Source organism: Arthrobacter sp. Soil_N43, from assembly GCF_057655195.1.
Window position 1 is genome coordinate 1 of record NZ_JBDGML010000019.1, and the last position, 15,164, is coordinate 15,164.

Annotated in this window: 14 protein-coding genes and 1 pseudogene; 7 read left to right on the forward strand and 8 right to left on the reverse strand. The window is 65.8% G+C overall.

Annotated elements, in window-relative coordinates:
• The 4 genes from AC3A3W_RS00750 to AC3A3W_RS00765 form a co-directional block, all read right to left on the reverse strand.
• A partial coding sequence (locus AC3A3W_RS00750; RefSeq protein ID WP_487439982.1) for a cbb3-type cytochrome c oxidase subunit I occupies positions 1–1,281 on the reverse strand: 1,281 nt, incomplete at its 3' end.
• 189 nt (positions 1,282–1,470) lie between these two features.
• Positions 1,471–1,932 carry a DUF4383 domain-containing protein gene (locus AC3A3W_RS00755; protein WP_487439984.1) on the reverse strand — a complete coding sequence of 154 codons (462 nt, stop codon included), beginning with the start codon at positions 1,930–1,932 and terminating at the stop codon, positions 1,471–1,473.
• A 46-nt stretch (positions 1,933–1,978) separates the two neighbouring features.
• Positions 1,979–2,326 (reverse strand): LuxR family transcriptional regulator, encoded by a 348-nt coding sequence (locus AC3A3W_RS00760; RefSeq protein ID WP_487439985.1) that lies wholly within the window; start codon positions 2,324–2,326, stop codon positions 1,979–1,981.
• A 130-nt stretch (positions 2,327–2,456) separates the two neighbouring features.
• Entirely contained in the window at positions 2,457–2,879 is a 423-nt protein-coding gene (locus AC3A3W_RS00765) for a hypothetical protein (RefSeq protein WP_487439986.1), read from the reverse strand.
• Positions 2,880–3,145: 266 nt separating this feature from the next.
• Between AC3A3W_RS00765 and AC3A3W_RS00770 the strand changes: the two genes are divergently transcribed.
• On the forward strand, positions 3,146–3,568 hold the full coding sequence (locus tag AC3A3W_RS00770) for an Hsp20/alpha crystallin family protein (protein WP_487439987.1): 423 nt from the start codon (positions 3,146–3,148) through the stop codon (positions 3,566–3,568).
• Positions 3,569–3,884: 316 nt separating this feature from the next.
• The gene (locus AC3A3W_RS00775) at positions 3,885–5,303 is read left to right on the forward strand and encodes an ABC transporter substrate-binding protein (protein WP_487439988.1); all 1,419 of its coding nucleotides are present in this window, start codon (positions 3,885–3,887) and stop codon (positions 5,301–5,303) included.
• Positions 5,304–5,321: 18 nt separating this feature from the next.
• Here AC3A3W_RS00775 and AC3A3W_RS00780 read toward each other — a convergent pair whose 3' ends face one another.
• Positions 5,322–6,341 carry an NAD(P)H-hydrate dehydratase gene (locus AC3A3W_RS00780; protein WP_487439989.1) on the reverse strand — a complete coding sequence of 340 codons (1,020 nt, stop codon included), beginning with the start codon at positions 6,339–6,341 and terminating at the stop codon, positions 5,322–5,324.
• Positions 6,319–7,077, reverse strand: a complete 759-nt coding sequence (locus AC3A3W_RS00785; protein WP_487439995.1) for a histidine phosphatase family protein — start codon at positions 7,075–7,077, stop codon at positions 6,319–6,321. The genes AC3A3W_RS00780 and AC3A3W_RS00785 overlap by 23 nt, the downstream gene beginning before the upstream one ends.
• 343 nt (positions 7,078–7,420) lie before the next feature.
• Between AC3A3W_RS00785 and AC3A3W_RS00790 the strand changes: the two genes are divergently transcribed.
• From AC3A3W_RS00790 to ykgO, 5 genes are all read left to right on the forward strand, one after another.
• Positions 7,421–7,900 carry a hypothetical protein gene (locus AC3A3W_RS00790; protein WP_487439990.1) on the forward strand — a complete coding sequence of 160 codons (480 nt, stop codon included), beginning with the start codon at positions 7,421–7,423 and terminating at the stop codon, positions 7,898–7,900.
• Between the two features lie 142 nt (positions 7,901–8,042).
• Positions 8,043–9,404 carry a hemolysin family protein gene (locus AC3A3W_RS00795; protein WP_487439991.1) on the forward strand — a complete coding sequence of 454 codons (1,362 nt, stop codon included), beginning with the start codon at positions 8,043–8,045 and terminating at the stop codon, positions 9,402–9,404.
• The gene (locus AC3A3W_RS00800; protein ID WP_487439992.1) at positions 9,397–10,437 is read left to right on the forward strand and encodes a hemolysin family protein; all 1,041 of its coding nucleotides are present in this window, start codon (positions 9,397–9,399) and stop codon (positions 10,435–10,437) included. Before AC3A3W_RS00795 ends, AC3A3W_RS00800 begins: the two co-directional genes overlap by 8 nt.
• 64 nt (positions 10,438–10,501) lie before the next feature.
• Positions 10,502–11,608, forward strand: coding sequence for a GTP-binding protein (locus AC3A3W_RS00805; RefSeq protein ID WP_487439993.1), 1,107 nt, complete (start codon positions 10,502–10,504; stop codon positions 11,606–11,608).
• Positions 11,609–11,625: 17 nt separating this feature from the next.
• Positions 11,626–11,748 carry a type B 50S ribosomal protein L36 gene (gene ykgO / locus AC3A3W_RS00810; protein WP_011693081.1) on the forward strand — a complete coding sequence of 41 codons (123 nt, stop codon included), beginning with the start codon at positions 11,626–11,628 and terminating at the stop codon, positions 11,746–11,748.
• A 3-nt stretch (positions 11,749–11,751) separates the two neighbouring features.
• On the opposite strand, the gene nhaA is transcribed toward ykgO, so the two are convergent.
• Both nhaA and AC3A3W_RS00820 read right to left on the reverse strand, forming a co-directional pair.
• Positions 11,752–13,098, reverse strand: a complete 1,347-nt coding sequence (gene nhaA, locus AC3A3W_RS00815; RefSeq protein ID WP_487439994.1) for a Na+/H+ antiporter NhaA — start codon at positions 13,096–13,098, stop codon at positions 11,752–11,754.
• A gap of 114 nt (positions 13,099–13,212) precedes the next feature.
• Positions 13,213–14,734: pseudogene (locus AC3A3W_RS00820) on the reverse strand (SulP family inorganic anion transporter).
• Positions 14,735–15,164: the final 430 nt, after the last annotated feature.

The following is a 15,164-nucleotide window of genomic DNA, read 5'->3' on the forward strand; positions in this document are numbered from 1 at the left end:
GTTGAGCATCTTGCCGGTCCACTTCGGCCACCAGAAGTAGAAGCCGGCGAACATCGCGAACACCACCGTGCCGAACACCACGTAGTGGAAGTGCGCCACCACGAAGTACGAGTCGGAGACGTGGAAGTCCAGCGGCGGGGAAGCGAGGATGATGCCGGTGAGGCCGCCGAAGAGGAACGTGACCAGGAAGCCAAGACTCCAGAGCATCGGGGTCTCGAACGTCAGTGAACCGCCCCACATGGTGCCGATCCAGTTGAAGAACTTCACGCCGGTGGGCACCGCGATGAGCATGGTCATGAACGCGAAGAACGGCAGCAGCACCGAACCGGTCACGTACATGTGGTGTGCCCACACGGTCACGGACAGGGCGGCGATGGCGATCGTTGCGTAGACCAGGCCCTTGTAGCCGAAGATCGGCTTCCGGCTGAAGACCGGGAAGATCTCGGACACGATGCCGAAGAACGGCAGCGCGATGATGTACACCTCGGGGTGGCCGAAGAACCAGAAGAGGTGCTGCCACAGGATGGCGCCGCCATTTTCGGGATCATAGACATGGGCTCCGAAGCGGCGGTCCGCGCCGAGGCCGAACAGCGCGGCGGCCAGCGGCGGGAAGGCCATGATCACCAGGATTGCCGTGACCAGCGTGTTCCAGGTGAAGATGGGAATGCGCCACATCGTCATGCCCGGGGCGCGCATGCAGATGATGGTGGTGATGAAATTGACGGCGCCGATGATGGTGCCGAACCCGGACAGCGCCAGGCCGAAGACCCACAGGTCACCGCCGACGCCGGGGCTGAACGTCGTGTTGTTCAGCGGGGCGTAGGCGAACCACCCGAAGGACGCCGCGCCTTGCGGGGTGATGAAGCCGGTTACGGCGATGGTGGAGCCGAAGAGGAAGAACCAGTAGGCCAGGGCGTTCAGCCGCGGGAAGGCAACGTCCGGGGCGCCGATCTGCAGCGGCATGATGACGTTGGCGAACCCGGCGAAGAGCGGGGTGGCGAACATCAGCAGCATGAGGGTGCCGTGCATCGTGAACATCTGGTTGTACTGCTCTTTGGTCACGAGGATCTGCATGCCGGGCTCGAAGAGTTCGGCACGGATGAGCAGCGCCATTACGCCGGCGAGGCAGAAGAACACGAAGGACGTGATCAGGTACAAGTAGCCGATGGTCTTGTGGTCGGTAGTGGTGATCCACTTGACCACCATTTGGCCCTTGCGTATCGGCACGGCGGGGGTGGCGCCGGTGGTGGTCAAAACGGCTGGTTGCTGATATCCGGACATCGTCTGCCACTCCTGGGCATCGCGTTGCAAGGGCCCGCTTCCAAAGCTGCGGCACCGGCCGGAACCATTCGGTTCACGGAACCGACACGATCAGAATAGCCCGTGCCGGGGTCCCGCAAAAGTGTCAAAAGTGCGTGTAAGAGTGCGGTGGCCCCGCAAGACTGCAGGAGCCACCGCCTATCCGCAGCGTCAGCGCCGGGCAGTGCGCGGCGTGCGAACGCCCTCTCGGGACAGGAGCAGGGCTAAAGCGACCATGCCAGCGCCCAACAGGAAGTGCAGCCAGTTGTCTGCGGTGTTGACCGGCACGAAATTGGCCGGGCTGTTGAGGTTGATGATCAGGCCATACAGCCAGAGGATGAGGTAGATGATTCCGCCATAGAGCAGGAAGCTCTTCGCCTGGGCCGGGGTGCGGGCCAAGAGGAGGCCGGCAACTCCGAAGAGCAGGTGCACGATGTTGTGCAGGACGGAAACCTGGAAAACGCCGAGGAGCAGCGCCCCTGATGTGTGTCCGGCCATACCGAGCGCTCCGAAGTTGCTGGTAATCCCGGGGATGAAGCCCAGGATGCCGACGAGCAGGAACACTGCCCCCACCACTTGGGCTGCAAGCTGCAGTCGACTTCTCGCTCCGGCTGCCGGATTTGAAGTAACCATTTCCCTTTCTCCTTATTTGATTGGCTGCCGGCTGACAGCCAGGACCTCAGACCACCGTCTTGTTCCCTCGGCGCCGCCACCAGACCAGAGCCACGACGAGGGTGATCAGGAGGACGGCCCCGATGAAGTACGGGGCATAGTTAATGCGGGTTGACTCGGATTCGGCGGGCTCGCCCGTCCCCGGATTGGCAGGGTTTCCGGAAGGTGTGGCGGAGGGTGAGGATTCACCGGTCGGAGAAGCGGTTCCAGCCACTGGCGCGTTTCCCGCGGCCTCGAGCGGCATGTGGGCCGAAGACGGGGAGCCTGAAGTTGCAGCATGCGACGGCGCGGCCAGTGAAAACGAACCTGCAAAGACGGCGAGTACGGCAGTGGTAAGGACGATCAGCTTGCGCATTAATCCATCTCCTCGATCGTTGCTGGCAACAATATAGTAAGCATGATTAGTATCAACTACTAAGCACCCTTGGTAAGTTGTTTGCAACCAGGATGAGTCGGCGCTGTCCTTTAATGCGCGGGAGGCCGGTTCAGTCCGGCACTTCCATTTGAAAGCCGCAGCCGCACCGCAGCAGGCGGGTCGGCAGGTGGACGTCGTGGATGGTGTGGCGGCGCGGGAGTTCCACGCCTGGGATGCTGCTGGTGCCGTAGCTCACGGAGTTCATGGGGCTGCCGCAGTGGAAGTACTCACCGCCGAACTGCAGGACGCCCATCACCTGCCCGTGCCGGTTAAGGACAGCCGCAACCTCGTGCACGTTCGCCGGGTGGGCGTAGAAGTAGTCGCATTCAACGCAGGTGTATGACACGTCCACCAGGTCCTCTTGCGGGGGATGCAGCGCTTCGATGGACTCGACGATCAGGTGCTCGTCCGTATGGCATTCGGAGCACCAGGGTTTGCTGGCGGATGGCCGCTGCATCCCTCCGGGGCGGTGGGCGTTGGAGATGGTCGACATTGACGCGCTCCTAGGTGCGGGGTCTCTGCGCCCTGTCTGCTTGAGCTGATCCCACGCTTAAAATAACCCGCGCCCGCCTTTGCAGACAAGAGTGGGGGCCGCGGTTTCAGGGCTGCCGGATGCCAGCTGTTTGCGGGAGGCGCCGTCTGCGGAAAATCTTCCAAAGCCCTTGCGCGGTCCTGCCTCTGGTGCTATAAAAAATCTATACCAGCCAATATAGATCGGCTGGAACTGCATAGACCGTCTCACCCCTGAGGAGGGAAGCCATGTTGATGCGAACCGATCCGTTCCGCGAGCTGGACAGGCTCGCCCAGCAGGTCTTGGGCACAGTGGCGCGCCCGGCAGCGATGCCGATGGACGCGTGGCAGGAGGACAAGGAATTCGTTGTTGCCTTCGATCTGCCAGGCGTAAAGGCCGACTCCGTGGATCTGGACATTGAACGGAATGTCCTGACGGTGAAGGCTGAGCGCCCCGACCCGGCAGGCAAGGACACCGAAATGATAGCCTCCGAGCGTCCACGCGGAGTCTTCAGCCGCCAGCTGATCCTGGGGGACACCCTGGAGGTCGAAAACATCAAGGCCACCTACGACGCCGGCGTGCTGACGCTGCGCATTCCCGTTGCCGAGAAGGCCCAGCCGCGCAAGATCCAGATTGAAACAAAGGGGTCCAAGCACGAGATTGCCGCATAGCCCGCGCAGGACAGGGAGGGTCCGGCCAACGCGATTGCTGCCTTTTGGGGCGGTTGGCCCGGGACCACGCCACCGCGCTAAATAGCGCACAGGCAGAAGCGTCCGGATTACTCCCGTAAGGTGTGGCCCCGGGCCTCGGCCCGGGGCCACACCTGTGTCAGGCTACTGGCCGTGTCCAGCTACTGACAGCACCCTTGCCTTTGGCTACGCTGGAAGACGAGCCGAGAGTTGCGGCACGGGTCGCAGTGACGCGGACTTCGTGCCGGTACCGCAGGTCCACGGTGCGGATAAACACGTCCACGGCAGGAGCACCGGGATGAACAGAACAAGAGGACTGGGCAAAGCGGTTCTTGCCGCTGCGGTTTCCTTGGCCACAGGATTCGTGGTGGGCTGCACCCCGGACCGAGGGCCCAGCGCTCCCCGCATAGAGGCGTCCGACTCCTCCGGCCTCACCGTCTGGACCACGGACACCCTTCCCGGCCGGGTGGCCAAGACCAAGGAGATCCTCAAGAACTTCGCGGACGCCGGCGGCGTGAAGGTGGACCTCGTAAGCATCCCCGCCCACCGGTTCAGCCAGATGCTGACGTCATCGGCGGCAGCCGGTGACCTGCCCGACATTATCGGCGGGATCACGCTGGGAAACGTCCGCACCGTTGCCGCCGCCAACCTCATCGACACTGATGCCAACGCCCAAGTGGTCAGCCGGCTGGGCGAAGGAACCTGGTCCCCTCGCTCGCTCGAACTGACGCGGGAGGACGGCCGGCAACTGGCCGTTCCGGGCTCAAGCTGGCAGCAGGTCCTCTATTACCGGAAGGATCTGTTCGCCAAGGCAGGGCTGAGGGTCCCTGATACGTACGGCGCCATCAAAGCGGCGGCGGAGAGGCTGCACGGCCCGCAGCTGGCAGGTTTCGCGGCAGCCAACAAGGCAGGCCAGCTTTTCACCCAACAGTCGTTCCAGCACATTGCGCAAGGCAACGACTGCGAAATGACCGATGCCAGGAACCGGGTCAGTTTTGACAGCCCGCAGTGCGTGGGTGCCCTGCGCTTCTACCAGGACGTGCTGAAAAACCATTCCCTGCCCGGCCTCCAGGACACCGGCACGGTCCGCACGGCCTACCTCGCGGGCAAGGCCGCCATGGCGGTGTGGCCCACGTTCATGCTGGACGAGCTGGCGGGCCTGCGCAGCGACGCCCGGCCCAATTGCCCCGAATGCGGCGCGGACCCAGGATTCCTGGCCAGGAATACCGGCGTCGTGACCGGAATCCTCGGTGCGGGCGACGCGCACGCGCACTTCGGCGAGGTGTCGTCCTGGACCATCACGAAGGATTCGGACACCGAGCACGCGCGCCAGCTGGTGGAGTACCTCATGAGTGACGGCTACGCCGACTGGCTCGCCATGGCACCGGAGGAGCGCCTGCCCGTCCGTGCCGGGAAGGCGGCCGACTCGACCGAATACGCGGACGCCTGGCGGAGCATGCCACTGTCGGCCGGCGGGAAGGAATCCCTGGAGAAGATTTTCCAGCAGGATGTCCTCGCCGGGCTCTTGGAAGGGGTCAAGGAGATCAAGCAGTGGGGCATCGTGGGGGGCCAAGGCGACCTTACCGGTGCGGCGATCAATGAACTGCCCATTGCCAAGGCGGTCAACGAGGTCACTGTTGGAGAAGCGGATCCGGGTGCCGCGGTGCGGAAGGCAGCGGCCTCCCTCCGCGCCATTCAGGCCAGCATGGGGCACTGAGCAGGATCAGCAGCCCTGCTACGTGTTCAGTTCCATCATCAGGGACGGCAGCTCGTCTGCGAGTTCCCTCGCCAGGAACCCCAGGCTCCCCAACCGGCTGGCGAGCTTGTCACCGGCCGCGGCGTGGAGATGGGTTCCCCAGCACGCGGCCTGTGCGTCGGTGGCGCCGCGTGCCCGGAGTCCGGCGATAGCACCGGCCAGGATGTCCCCGCTGCCCGAGGTGCCAAGGCCTCCGAAACCGGTGGTGATCTTCCATCGCTCCGCGGTCTCGGGGGCGGTGCCGCCGGCCGGCCGGGCGATCAGCCCCTGGCAGCTCACCACTGCCTGGTACTTGTCGGCAAGTTCGACGACGGCGGCGGCCAGGCCGTCGTCGTCGCCCAGGTCCGTGTCCCGCTCCAGGAGGATTGCCGCCTCGGCGGGGTTCGGCGTAAGGATCAGGCGGCCCGCCCACGGCCCCAGTTCGCCGAGCAGCTTGGGAAGGCAGCCCAGGGCGTAGGCGTCGAGAATAATCGCGCCGGGCTCTGCGGCGTCGGTATCGGCGCCGGTGTCGGCTTTCGCGTCATCAGCCTTCGAGGCGGCGGCGCGCCCGGTTTCATGCCGGAGCAGCTCGCGCAGCAGCGCCTCTGTGCCGTCGATGTCGTCCAGCCCAGGCCCGATCAGCACGGCGTCGGCGGAATCGAAGTCCTCGAACAGGGCCTCGAGGCCGGCGGAGCCGAGGGAGCCGCCCGCGGATTCGCGGAGGCCGATCACGCCGGACTCCGGAAGCGTGACGGCCAGCGGCACGGCCACGGATTCAGCCACGGCGAGCGTCAGCCTGCCAGCGCCGGCACGGAGCGCAGCGGTTCCCGCCAGGAGCGCGGCCCCGGGAGTCCGCCGCGCGCCGCCGATCACCAGCACGGCGCCGCGCGAGTACTTGTCCGCTCCGGCGGCGGGGAGGGGCCAGTCTCGCAGCAGCGACGGCGTGATCAGGGCCGGTGCGGAATCCTGTGGAGCGCCGGCAGTGCCGGACGGCGACTCACCGCGGGTGGACACTGGCATCCCCTGCATGCTCGGTCACCTGTACGCCCTGCTGCTCGAGGTGCTCCGCCACGTTGAAGCTTTCCAGCGTCCACGGCCCCGTCCCGTCCGGCCGGACGTACCGGGTGACCGACGCGTTGAGGACCGTCGTGCTCGCCGCGAGGTCCAGCAGCTCCCGCTCGGACATGCCCTCCAGGACGTAGCGGAACAGCAGCACCACGGCGTCGTGGCACACGAGCATCACCCGGTGGCCGCTGCCCAGCGCGTTCAGTTCGCCGAGCACCGACCGCAGCCGCAGCGCCACGTCCGTCCAGGATTCCCCGCCCGGCGGGCGGTAATAGAACTTGCCCAGCCACCGCCGTCGTTCTGCCTCTTCGGGGAGCCGGTTCTCCACGCCGAGCCGGGTGAGCATGTCCAGAATGCCGAGCTCGCGGTCCCGGAGCCGCTCGTCGGTGCGGACCGCCACCGGCCAGCCGGCCGTTTCGACGGCGATCGCGGCAGTCTGGTAGGCGCGCATGTAGGGGGAGGAGATGACGACGTCGGGACGCAGTTCCTCGGGGACCGCCCTCAGGGCGCGGCCCAGCGCCTGCACCTGCTCCCGCCCGGTGGCTGAGAGTTCGACGTCGGCGTCGCGGGCGGGGACGTCGATCACGTCCGCTCCGGACTCCTGGGCGGCCGTGGCGGCCACGTTGCCCTCGCTTTCGCCGTGCCGGACCAGGATGAGCTCCACCGCGCCCGCGGTCCAGCCAGCCGGCATGGTTCCGTCGGTGCGCCGGCTGTCATGGCGCTGCCCGTTGCTGCCCTGGCTGTTGGTGCCTGATCCGTCATTACTTTGTCCGTCATTACTTTGTCCGTTGGTGCTCTGTCCGATGCTGCCCACGATGTCCACTCCCGGTTCGCCCTTGGCTTGCGAATGCTCCACGTTACTAGCGCCGTACCCGCACTGTCAGCAAAGTAACCCGTCCAGCCCAACGGGGCTGCGGACGGGGCAAAACTCTGCCATTTTCAATTTCAATTCCCAGAACACGGTGGTGACGGCCCGTATCAGGTCTAGGGTGGGAAGCGTCGGCAATCGCCGCGAAGACCCTCAAGGAGGGCGCATGAACTCCACACAATCCAGCTCCGAACAGTTCGGGCAGCACCTGAAAAAAGTCGGCGGCTCAGAGGGCGACGTCAGCGGCTCCGCCTACGTAGTGACAGAGGAAGACACCGTGGAGAGTGTGGTGTCGGGCATGCGGATGAAGCAGCAGGAACACGGCGGCGCCGCCAGCAAGCCGTCCATCCTCCACGCCTCCGCCGAGGTAGCGATCAGCCGGCGCGATGAGAATGATCCGGCCCATCACCCCGGCACGTCGCAGCCAGGGGAATACCAGCTGGATATCCACTACGGCGGGGACCACAGCACTCGGGAACCCGTCCCGGAGGCCGACCTTGAAGCTGCCCAGATCTGGGGGCAGGGACGGATTGAGGCCGCGGGCGCGGACTTCGGCGCCATCTACTTTCCTACAGGGGGAGGCGTTGGGCCAGGTTCGGGAGCGCTTGAATGCCGCTACGACCGGGCGGTGGGCTGGTACCGGTAGGCAGCACCAGATTTCACCCAGAGCGGAGCGCGGATTTGGGGCGATAGGATGGAGAACACTATGGACGACCCTCCTTCACATATGCCCTGGCCCCTCGACGTCGTGACCGGAGCACCGGTCATCATCGGAGAGGGGCGCCCGAATGTATGAATGGATCATGATCGGCATCGGCCTGATCCTTACGGTCGGCACCGGGCTGTTCGTTGCCTCCGAGTTCGCGCTGGTGAACCTGGACCGCAACGACCTCGAGGCGCGCCAGGCCCGCGGCGAGAAGCGGCTCGCGCCCACCATCAAAGCCCTGAAGATCACCTCGACGCATCTCTCCGGTGCGCAGCTCGGCATCACACTTACCACCCTGCTGACCGGCTATACCTTTGAACCGGCCATCAGCAAGATGCTCAGCGGACCGCTGCTCGCCGTCGGGCTTCCCTCAGGGGTGGTGCCCGGAGTCGGGGCCGTGGCCGGCATCTTCATCGCGACCGTTTTTTCGATGGTGATCGGCGAACTGGTACCCAAGAACTTCGCGCTGGCCCTGCCTCTGGCCACCGCGAAAATCGTGGTGCCCTTCCAGACCGTGTTTACCGCCGTCTTCAAACCGGTGATCCTGCTGTTCAACAACACCGCGAACGCACTTATCCGCTCTGTCGGCATTGAGCCCAAGGAAGAACTCTCCGGCGCCCGCAGCGCCGAGGAGCTCAGCTCCCTGGTCCGCCGCTCCGCGCTTGAGGGCGTGCTGGACCTGGACCATGCGGCCCTGCTGCACCGGACGCTGCGCTTCTCCGAGCACAGCGCTGCGGACGTCATGACGCCGCGCGTGCGGATGGCGGCCGTGCACTCCGAGGACACCGCCGAGGAGATCGTCGGTCTGGCCACCGCCACAGGCTACTCCCGATTTCCAGTCATCGGCCGCGACCGCGACGACGTCCTGGGCGTGCTGCACGTCAAACAGGCGTTCGCCGTCGCCCTCGGGGAGCGCAGCAGTGTCACTGCCGGGGACCTCATGATCAAGCCGCTCCTGGTTCCGGAGTCCATGGGGGTGGACACGCTGCTCGGAGTGCTCCGCAAGCAGGGACTGCAGGTGGCCATCGTCTCCGACGAACACGGCGGAACCGCCGGCATCGTCACGCTGGAGGACCTGGTGGAGGAGATCGTGGGCGAGCTGGAGGACGAGCACGACCGCGCCCGCACCGGCGTGGTCCGCACCGGCCTCTCCGTCACCTTCGACGCGTCGTTGCGACCGGACGAGCTGCTGGACCGCACCGGCATCGCCGTACCTGACGGCGAGGAGTATGACACCGTTGCCGGTTTTGTCACGGACCGGCTGGATCGGATCCCCGAACTCGGCGATGAAGTGGACGTCGACGGCGGCATCCTGCGGGTTGAGCGCGTGGTGGGGACGCATGTCCAGCGCCTGCGGTTCACGCCGGGTCCCTCGCAGGAGCCGCCCATGAGCGCCCACGACCGCATTGTTGACAGCCTCACCCAGGAGCAGACCCATGAGTGAATACCTTCCCGGCATCATCTGGCTCGCCGTCCTCCTGGTGGTCAACGCGTTTTTCGTCGGCGCCGAGTTCGCTGTGATCTCCGCCCGCCGTTCGCAGATTGAACCGAAGGCCGAGGCGGGCAGCAAGGCCGCGAAGACCACCCTGTGGGCGATGGAGCATGCCACGCTCATGCTGGCCACGAGCCAGCTGGGCATCACCGTCTGCTCGCTGGTGATCCTGAACGTCTCCGAACCTGCCATCCACCACCTGCTGGAGATCCCGCTGGGACTGACGTCCCTGTCCGGCGAGGCCATCGGCATCATCGCCTTCGTCACCGCCCTGCTGCTGGTCACCTTCCTGCACGTGGTGCTGGGCGAAATGGTGCCGAAGAACATCTCGTTCTCTGTGCCGACCCGCGCCGCGCTCATTCTTGCTCCTCCGCTGGTGATGGTGGCGCGGATTTTCAAGCCGGTCATCTGGACCCTGAACGGGGTGGCGAACGCGATCCTGCGGCTTTTCCGTGTGGAGCCCAAGGATGAAGCCACCAGCGCCTACACCCTGGATGAGGTGGCGAACATCGTGGAGCAGTCAACCCGCGACGGCGTGCTGACGGACACCAGCGGCACGCTCACGGCAGCGTTCGAATTCACGGCCAAGACCGTGGCGGACGTCGAGGTGCCCATCAGCGAGATGGTGCTGCTGCCGGCGTCCGCGGCTCCGTCCGACATCCAGCGCGCTGTCGCGCAGCACGGCTACTCCCGCTACATCCTCACAGACGACGACGGCGTGCCCTCCGGCTACCTGCACCTCAAGGACGTCATGGACCTCACCGAACCGGCCAAGTTCACGCGTCCGGTGCCGGTGAAGCGGATCCGCCGGCTGGCGTCGGCCTTCAGCGGCAGTGATCTCGAGGACGCCCTGGCCACGATGCGGCGCACCGGCGCCCATGTGGCCCGTGTGTTCGACGCCCACGGCAACACCACCGGCGTGCTGTTCCTCGAGGACATCATCGAAGAACTCGTCGGCGAGGTGCAGGACGCCACGAGCGCCTGAGCCCGCATCGTTTCTGCTGGAGGCCAGCTTCCATTTGAGAATGATTCTCATGTAGGCTGGGCGCATGCTTCTTACAGTCATCAGCTCCCTGGATGTTTTCTGCCGCCAGCAGGCGTGTGAACGAGTGGCCGCCGCCCACCCCGGAGCGGCGGTGGTGCTTCATGACCTGCATGAGGACGGTACGGTGCTGCGCCGGCTTTTCCGCGACGGCCTCCTCGCCGAGCGGGAGGAGACGCCGCTGGAGCACGGTTGTCTGAGTTGCGCCCTGCGGCTGGAGGTCGTGCCCACCGTCCGGCGGCTCGTGGACGAGGACCATAGCCACGTCATCCTGGGCCTGCCCCCGGGCGCGGCCGCTGCCGCCGTCCTGGACGATCTCACCGGAAGCTGCGCCGGGCTATTCGTCAATTCGACGGTGATGGCCTGTGACCCCGGCGCGATTGAAGACCAGATCTGGGACGGCCACACGCTGTTCGAATCGGGGTACACGCCGGCGCACAGGGACGAGCGGACACCGGGGGAGTTTCTCATCGGGGAACTGCTCTACAGCGACACGGTGCTGCTGGTCACCCCGGAGCTCGTGGCCGTGGATGACGCGGTCCGGGACCGGGGTGTCCGGCTCGCCCGGGAACTAGCCCCGCACGCCCAGATCGCCGAAATCACGGACAGCTTCAGGCTGGGCCGCCATGACCGGACGGAATCATCGGCGCGCTCGTCGCCTGGCTCGGTGCAGATCCCGGCCGCCTCGGCCGCTCCGTTCAACACGGTTCTCATCAAGAGCCGGAGGCCCCTGCATCCCGAACGCTTCCGGCACGCGCTGCCGCGGCTGGCCGAAGCCAACTGCTGGCTGCGGGGCCGGCTCTGGGTTGCCTCGGCGCCGCAGTGCAGGATCTCCATCCGCGGAGTGGGCCCCCGGGTCTGGCTTGAGAGCACGGGCACCTGGGCAGCCGACCGGGAACTGCACCCCGCGAGCCATCACCTGGGCAGCGCCGACGCGATGCTCGACTGGGACGCGGCCGTGGGGGACCGGGGAACCGTCCTGGCCATCACCGGCGACGGCGTCTCCGAAAGCGAAGCCGCAGAGCTATTGGCCGGGTGTGAACTCACCAGCTCGGAAATGCAGGCGGGCGCCGCCTCCCTCCGCGACCCTTTTGAACTCAGCACATCCCTCTAACCCGACAGGAACATGCCATGAAAGTACGAAACTCACTCCGTGCCCTGAAGAAAATCCCCGGCGCCCAGATCGTGCGGCGCCGCGGCCGGACCTTCGTCATCAACAAGAAGAACCCCAGGATGAAAGCCCGCCAGGGGTAACGGTCAGTTGCTTCCTTCCGCCTGGTAGACGTCCGGGATTCCGTCGTGGTCGGAGTCGACCTTTTCCTCTTCTTCGGCCAGCCGGTATTGGCGGTTCCTGGTCCGCAAGACGGCCGTGGCCAGCAGGGCTGCCAGCAGGGAAGCCGTGAGGATGCCGACCTTGGCGTGGTCATCGTGCGGGCTGCCGTGGCCGAAGCTCAGCTCTGCCACGAGAAGCGAAACAGTGAAGCCGATGCCCGCGAGGAGCGAGACGCCGAAGACGTCGATCCACTTGAACGAGCCGTCCAACCGTGCCTTGGTGGCCTTGGTGAGCAGCCACGTGGTGCCCATGATGCCGGCCGGTTTGCCGAGGACCAAGGCCAGGACGATGCCCACGGCCACGGGATTAGTGAATGCCGAGCTGAGTCCGTCCCAGCCTCCGACGGCCACACCGGCGGAGAAGAAGGCGAAGACGGGAACGGCAATGCCTGCGGAAATCGGGCGGAACCGGTGCTCGAAGATCTCTGCCAGGCCGGGGCCGGCCTGCGGCCCGCCGCTGGCCTGGGACCGGATGACCGGGACGGCGAAGCCGAGGAGCACACCGGCCACGGTGGCGTGAATGCCGGATGCATGCACGAGCGCCCAGGTAATCATCCCGAGCGGCAGCAGGATCACCCAGGACGCAGCATGGTGGGTCGCGAAGAACCGGCGGAATTTCTGGGCCAGCAGCAGGTAGAGTCCCAGGGGCAGCAGGGCCAGCAGCAGCGGAATCGTCTGGATGTCCGAGGAGTAGAAGATGGCGATGATGCTGATCGCGAGCAGATCGTCCACCACGGCGAGGGTAAGCAGGAAGATCCGCAGGGCGCTGGGCAGGTGGGAACCGATGATCGCCAGGACGGCGACGGCGAAGGCGATGTCCGTGGCGGTCGGAATGGCCCAGCCCCTGATCGTCTCCGGGCTGCTGATGTTTACCAGCGCGTAGATGACGGCCGGCACCAGGACCCCGCCGGCCGCCGCTGCCACGGGGACGATCGATTTGCTGACTTGCCGCAGGTCGCCGGCCACGAACTCGCGCTTGAGTTCCAGGCCTACCAGGAAGAAGAAGATGGCCAGCAGTCCGTCCGCCGCCCAGGCGCCGAGGCTCAGTTTCAGGTGCCAGGGCTCGTAGCCGAACTTGAAGTCCCGGAGCGCGAAGTAGCTCTCGGAGACGGGGGAGTTTGCCCACACGAGGGCGATGACGGCGGCGGCCACCAGGAGCGCGCCGCCGACGGTTTCCTTGCGCAGGATTTCCCCGATGCGGAGGGCTTCGGCGTAGCTGCCGCGTGCGAAGACGGTAAGGCGCGGCGGAGCGGGGGGAGGTGACTGGCTCATGGGAAGTCCTAAATTTGGGTCAGCAAATACACTGCCGACCAGACTTCCCGGCGCACCTTCAACCAGTGTACAGGGGTGGCGGCGGGCACTCCTTATGGCTGTGTCATGCGCGGCTTAGTGGCCGGCGCCGAGTTTTCCGCCGAGGCGTGCACGCATCAGGGCGCTGGCATCGTTCAGGCCGACGATCTGCACATCCTTGCCGTAGTGACGGTATTTCTCGGTGATGGCATCCAGTGCTGCGACCGTGGAGGCGTCCCACAGGTGGGAGGCATGCATGTCGATGATGACGCGGGCGGGGTCAATGGCGTATTCGAACTGCGTGTAGAGGTCGTTGGAGGAGGCAAAGAACAGCTCGCCGTCCACGATGTAGGTGGCCGTCTCCTGCCCGTCGATGGTTGTGATGTTCCGCTTGACGGTGACGAAGTGGGCCACGCGGCGGGCGAACAGCACCATGGCAACGAGGACGCCCGCTCCAACGCCGATGGCAAGGTTGTGGGTCGCGACCACGACGATGACGGTGGCGGCCATGACCATGGTTTCGCTCTTCGGCATCATTTTCAGGGATGCGCGGGTGGATGCTGTGCCAGTCGAACGTCGCCCAGCAGACGAAGATCATGACGGCCACCAGTGCCGCCATCGGGATCACGGAGACGAGATCTCCGAGGGCGACGACGAGGATGAGCAGAAAGACGCCGGCGAGGAAGGTGGAGATCCGCGTGCGGGCTCCGGAGGCCTTGACGTTGATCATGGTCTGGCCGATCATCGCGCAGCCGCCCATGCCGCCGGTGAAGCCGGTGACGATGTTCGCCACGCCCTGGCCCCAGGCCTCGCGGGACTTGTGCGAGCGGGTGTCTGTCACGTCGTCGACGAGCTTGGCGGTCATCAGGGACTCCAGCAGTCCGACGAAAGCCATGGCCAGGGCGAACGGGAAGATGGCCTGCAAGGTCTCGAGGCTGAGCGGCACCTGAGGGATGAACAGGGACGGCAGAGACTCGGGCAGGTCGCCCTTGTCACCCACCGTGGGGACGTCGATAGAGGCAAAGACGGTGATCAGGGTCAGCGCCGCGATGGCGACCAGCGGGGCCGGCACCGCCCTGGTCAGCTTCGGCAGGCCGAACACGGTGATCAGGCCAAGGGCAACAAGCGGGTAGACCAGCCACGGAACGTTGATCAGTTCGGGGACCTGGGACATGAAGATCAGGATCGCCAGGGCGTTGACGAAGCCCACCATGACCGAGCGCGGGATGAAGCGCATCAGCTTCGCGACCCCGGAAAGGCCCAGGATGATCTGGAAGATCCCCGCCAGGACGACGGCGGCGATGAAGTAGTCCACGCCGTGGGACTTCACCAGCGGGGCAATGACCAGGGCGATCGCACCGGTGGCTGCCGAGATCATGGCCGGACGCCCGCCGACGAAGGAGATCGTCACAGCCATCGTGAAGGATGCAAAAAGGCCCAGCCGCGGATCAACGCCGGCGATGATGGAGAAAGCGATAGCCTCCGGAATGAGGGCCAGGCCTACGACGAGGCCGGCGAGGACTTCGGTCTTCAGCCGGCGGGGCGACTTCAGGGTCTCCCTGACTGACTGCAGCTGTTCAGGCGTGGGCGGGGCATCCGCGGTGGTTTTGGCGGCCATTGCTGGCTCCGTTCATGGTCAGGAAGGCGCACTGCAGCGCTTTCGCTCTTTCGAAGAATAAAAGGGCGCAGCGCCGCGCCGGGAAGAGGGGGAGTGCCTTGAAGGCCATCATCCCCTGAAAACTCTACCCAATGGGCACGGTTGACCGGCTGGTTCTAGCTGGCCGTGATCCTCACTGTGCCCGTCACGGGCCACAGCGCAGAATCCAGCAACGACGTGCCCGCAGGCTGACGGGAAGCCTGCGGGCACGTCTGACGTCGGCGACGCTCAGCCGGCGGGTTTGAGGGCGGTGCGCCAGGCGGCGACGGCTTTGGCGGTGCTGAAGGTCCAGGCGGCGGTGCCGGTCGCTCCGGCGGTGGCCTGGGTGCGGTCGGCTTGTTCGGCGATCTGGCCGCCGGTGGTTTCGAAGCGTTCGGTCCACCCGCTGGGC

Bases quoted from the DNA above. Each gene is read 5' to 3' on its own strand.
- AC3A3W_RS00760 (WP_487439985.1), bottom strand. From the start codon at position 2,326: ATGCGCAAGCTGATCGTCCTTACCACTGCCGTACTCGCCGTCTTTGCA.
- AC3A3W_RS00785 (WP_487439995.1), bottom strand. From the start codon at position 7,077: ATGCCGGCTGGCTGGACCGCGGGCGCGGTGGAGCTCATCCTGGTCCGG.
- AC3A3W_RS00805 (WP_487439993.1), top strand. From the start codon at position 10,502: ATGCTTCTTACAGTCATCAGCTCCCTGGATGTTTTCTGCCGCCAGCAG.
- AC3A3W_RS00770 (WP_487439987.1), top strand. From the start codon at position 3,146: ATGTTGATGCGAACCGATCCGTTCCGCGAGCTGGACAGGCTCGCCCAG.
- AC3A3W_RS00790 (WP_487439990.1), top strand. From the start codon at position 7,421: ATGAACTCCACACAATCCAGCTCCGAACAGTTCGGGCAGCACCTGAAA.
- AC3A3W_RS00795 (WP_487439991.1), top strand. From the start codon at position 8,043: ATGTATGAATGGATCATGATCGGCATCGGCCTGATCCTTACGGTCGGC.
- nhaA (WP_487439994.1), bottom strand. From the start codon at position 13,098: ATGAGCCAGTCACCTCCCCCCGCTCCGCCGCGCCTTACCGTCTTCGCA.
- AC3A3W_RS00775 (WP_487439988.1), top strand. From the start codon at position 3,885: ATGAACAGAACAAGAGGACTGGGCAAAGCGGTTCTTGCCGCTGCGGTT.
- AC3A3W_RS00755 (WP_487439984.1), bottom strand. From the start codon at position 1,932: ATGGTTACTTCAAATCCGGCAGCCGGAGCGAGAAGTCGACTGCAGCTT.
- AC3A3W_RS00765 (WP_487439986.1), bottom strand. From the start codon at position 2,879: ATGTCGACCATCTCCAACGCCCACCGCCCCGGAGGGATGCAGCGGCCA.
- ykgO (WP_011693081.1), top strand. From the start codon at position 11,626: ATGAAAGTACGAAACTCACTCCGTGCCCTGAAGAAAATCCCCGGCGCC.
- AC3A3W_RS00800 (WP_487439992.1), top strand. From the start codon at position 9,397: ATGAGTGAATACCTTCCCGGCATCATCTGGCTCGCCGTCCTCCTGGTG.
- AC3A3W_RS00780 (WP_487439989.1), bottom strand. From the start codon at position 6,341: ATGCCAGTGTCCACCCGCGGTGAGTCGCCGTCCGGCACTGCCGGCGCT.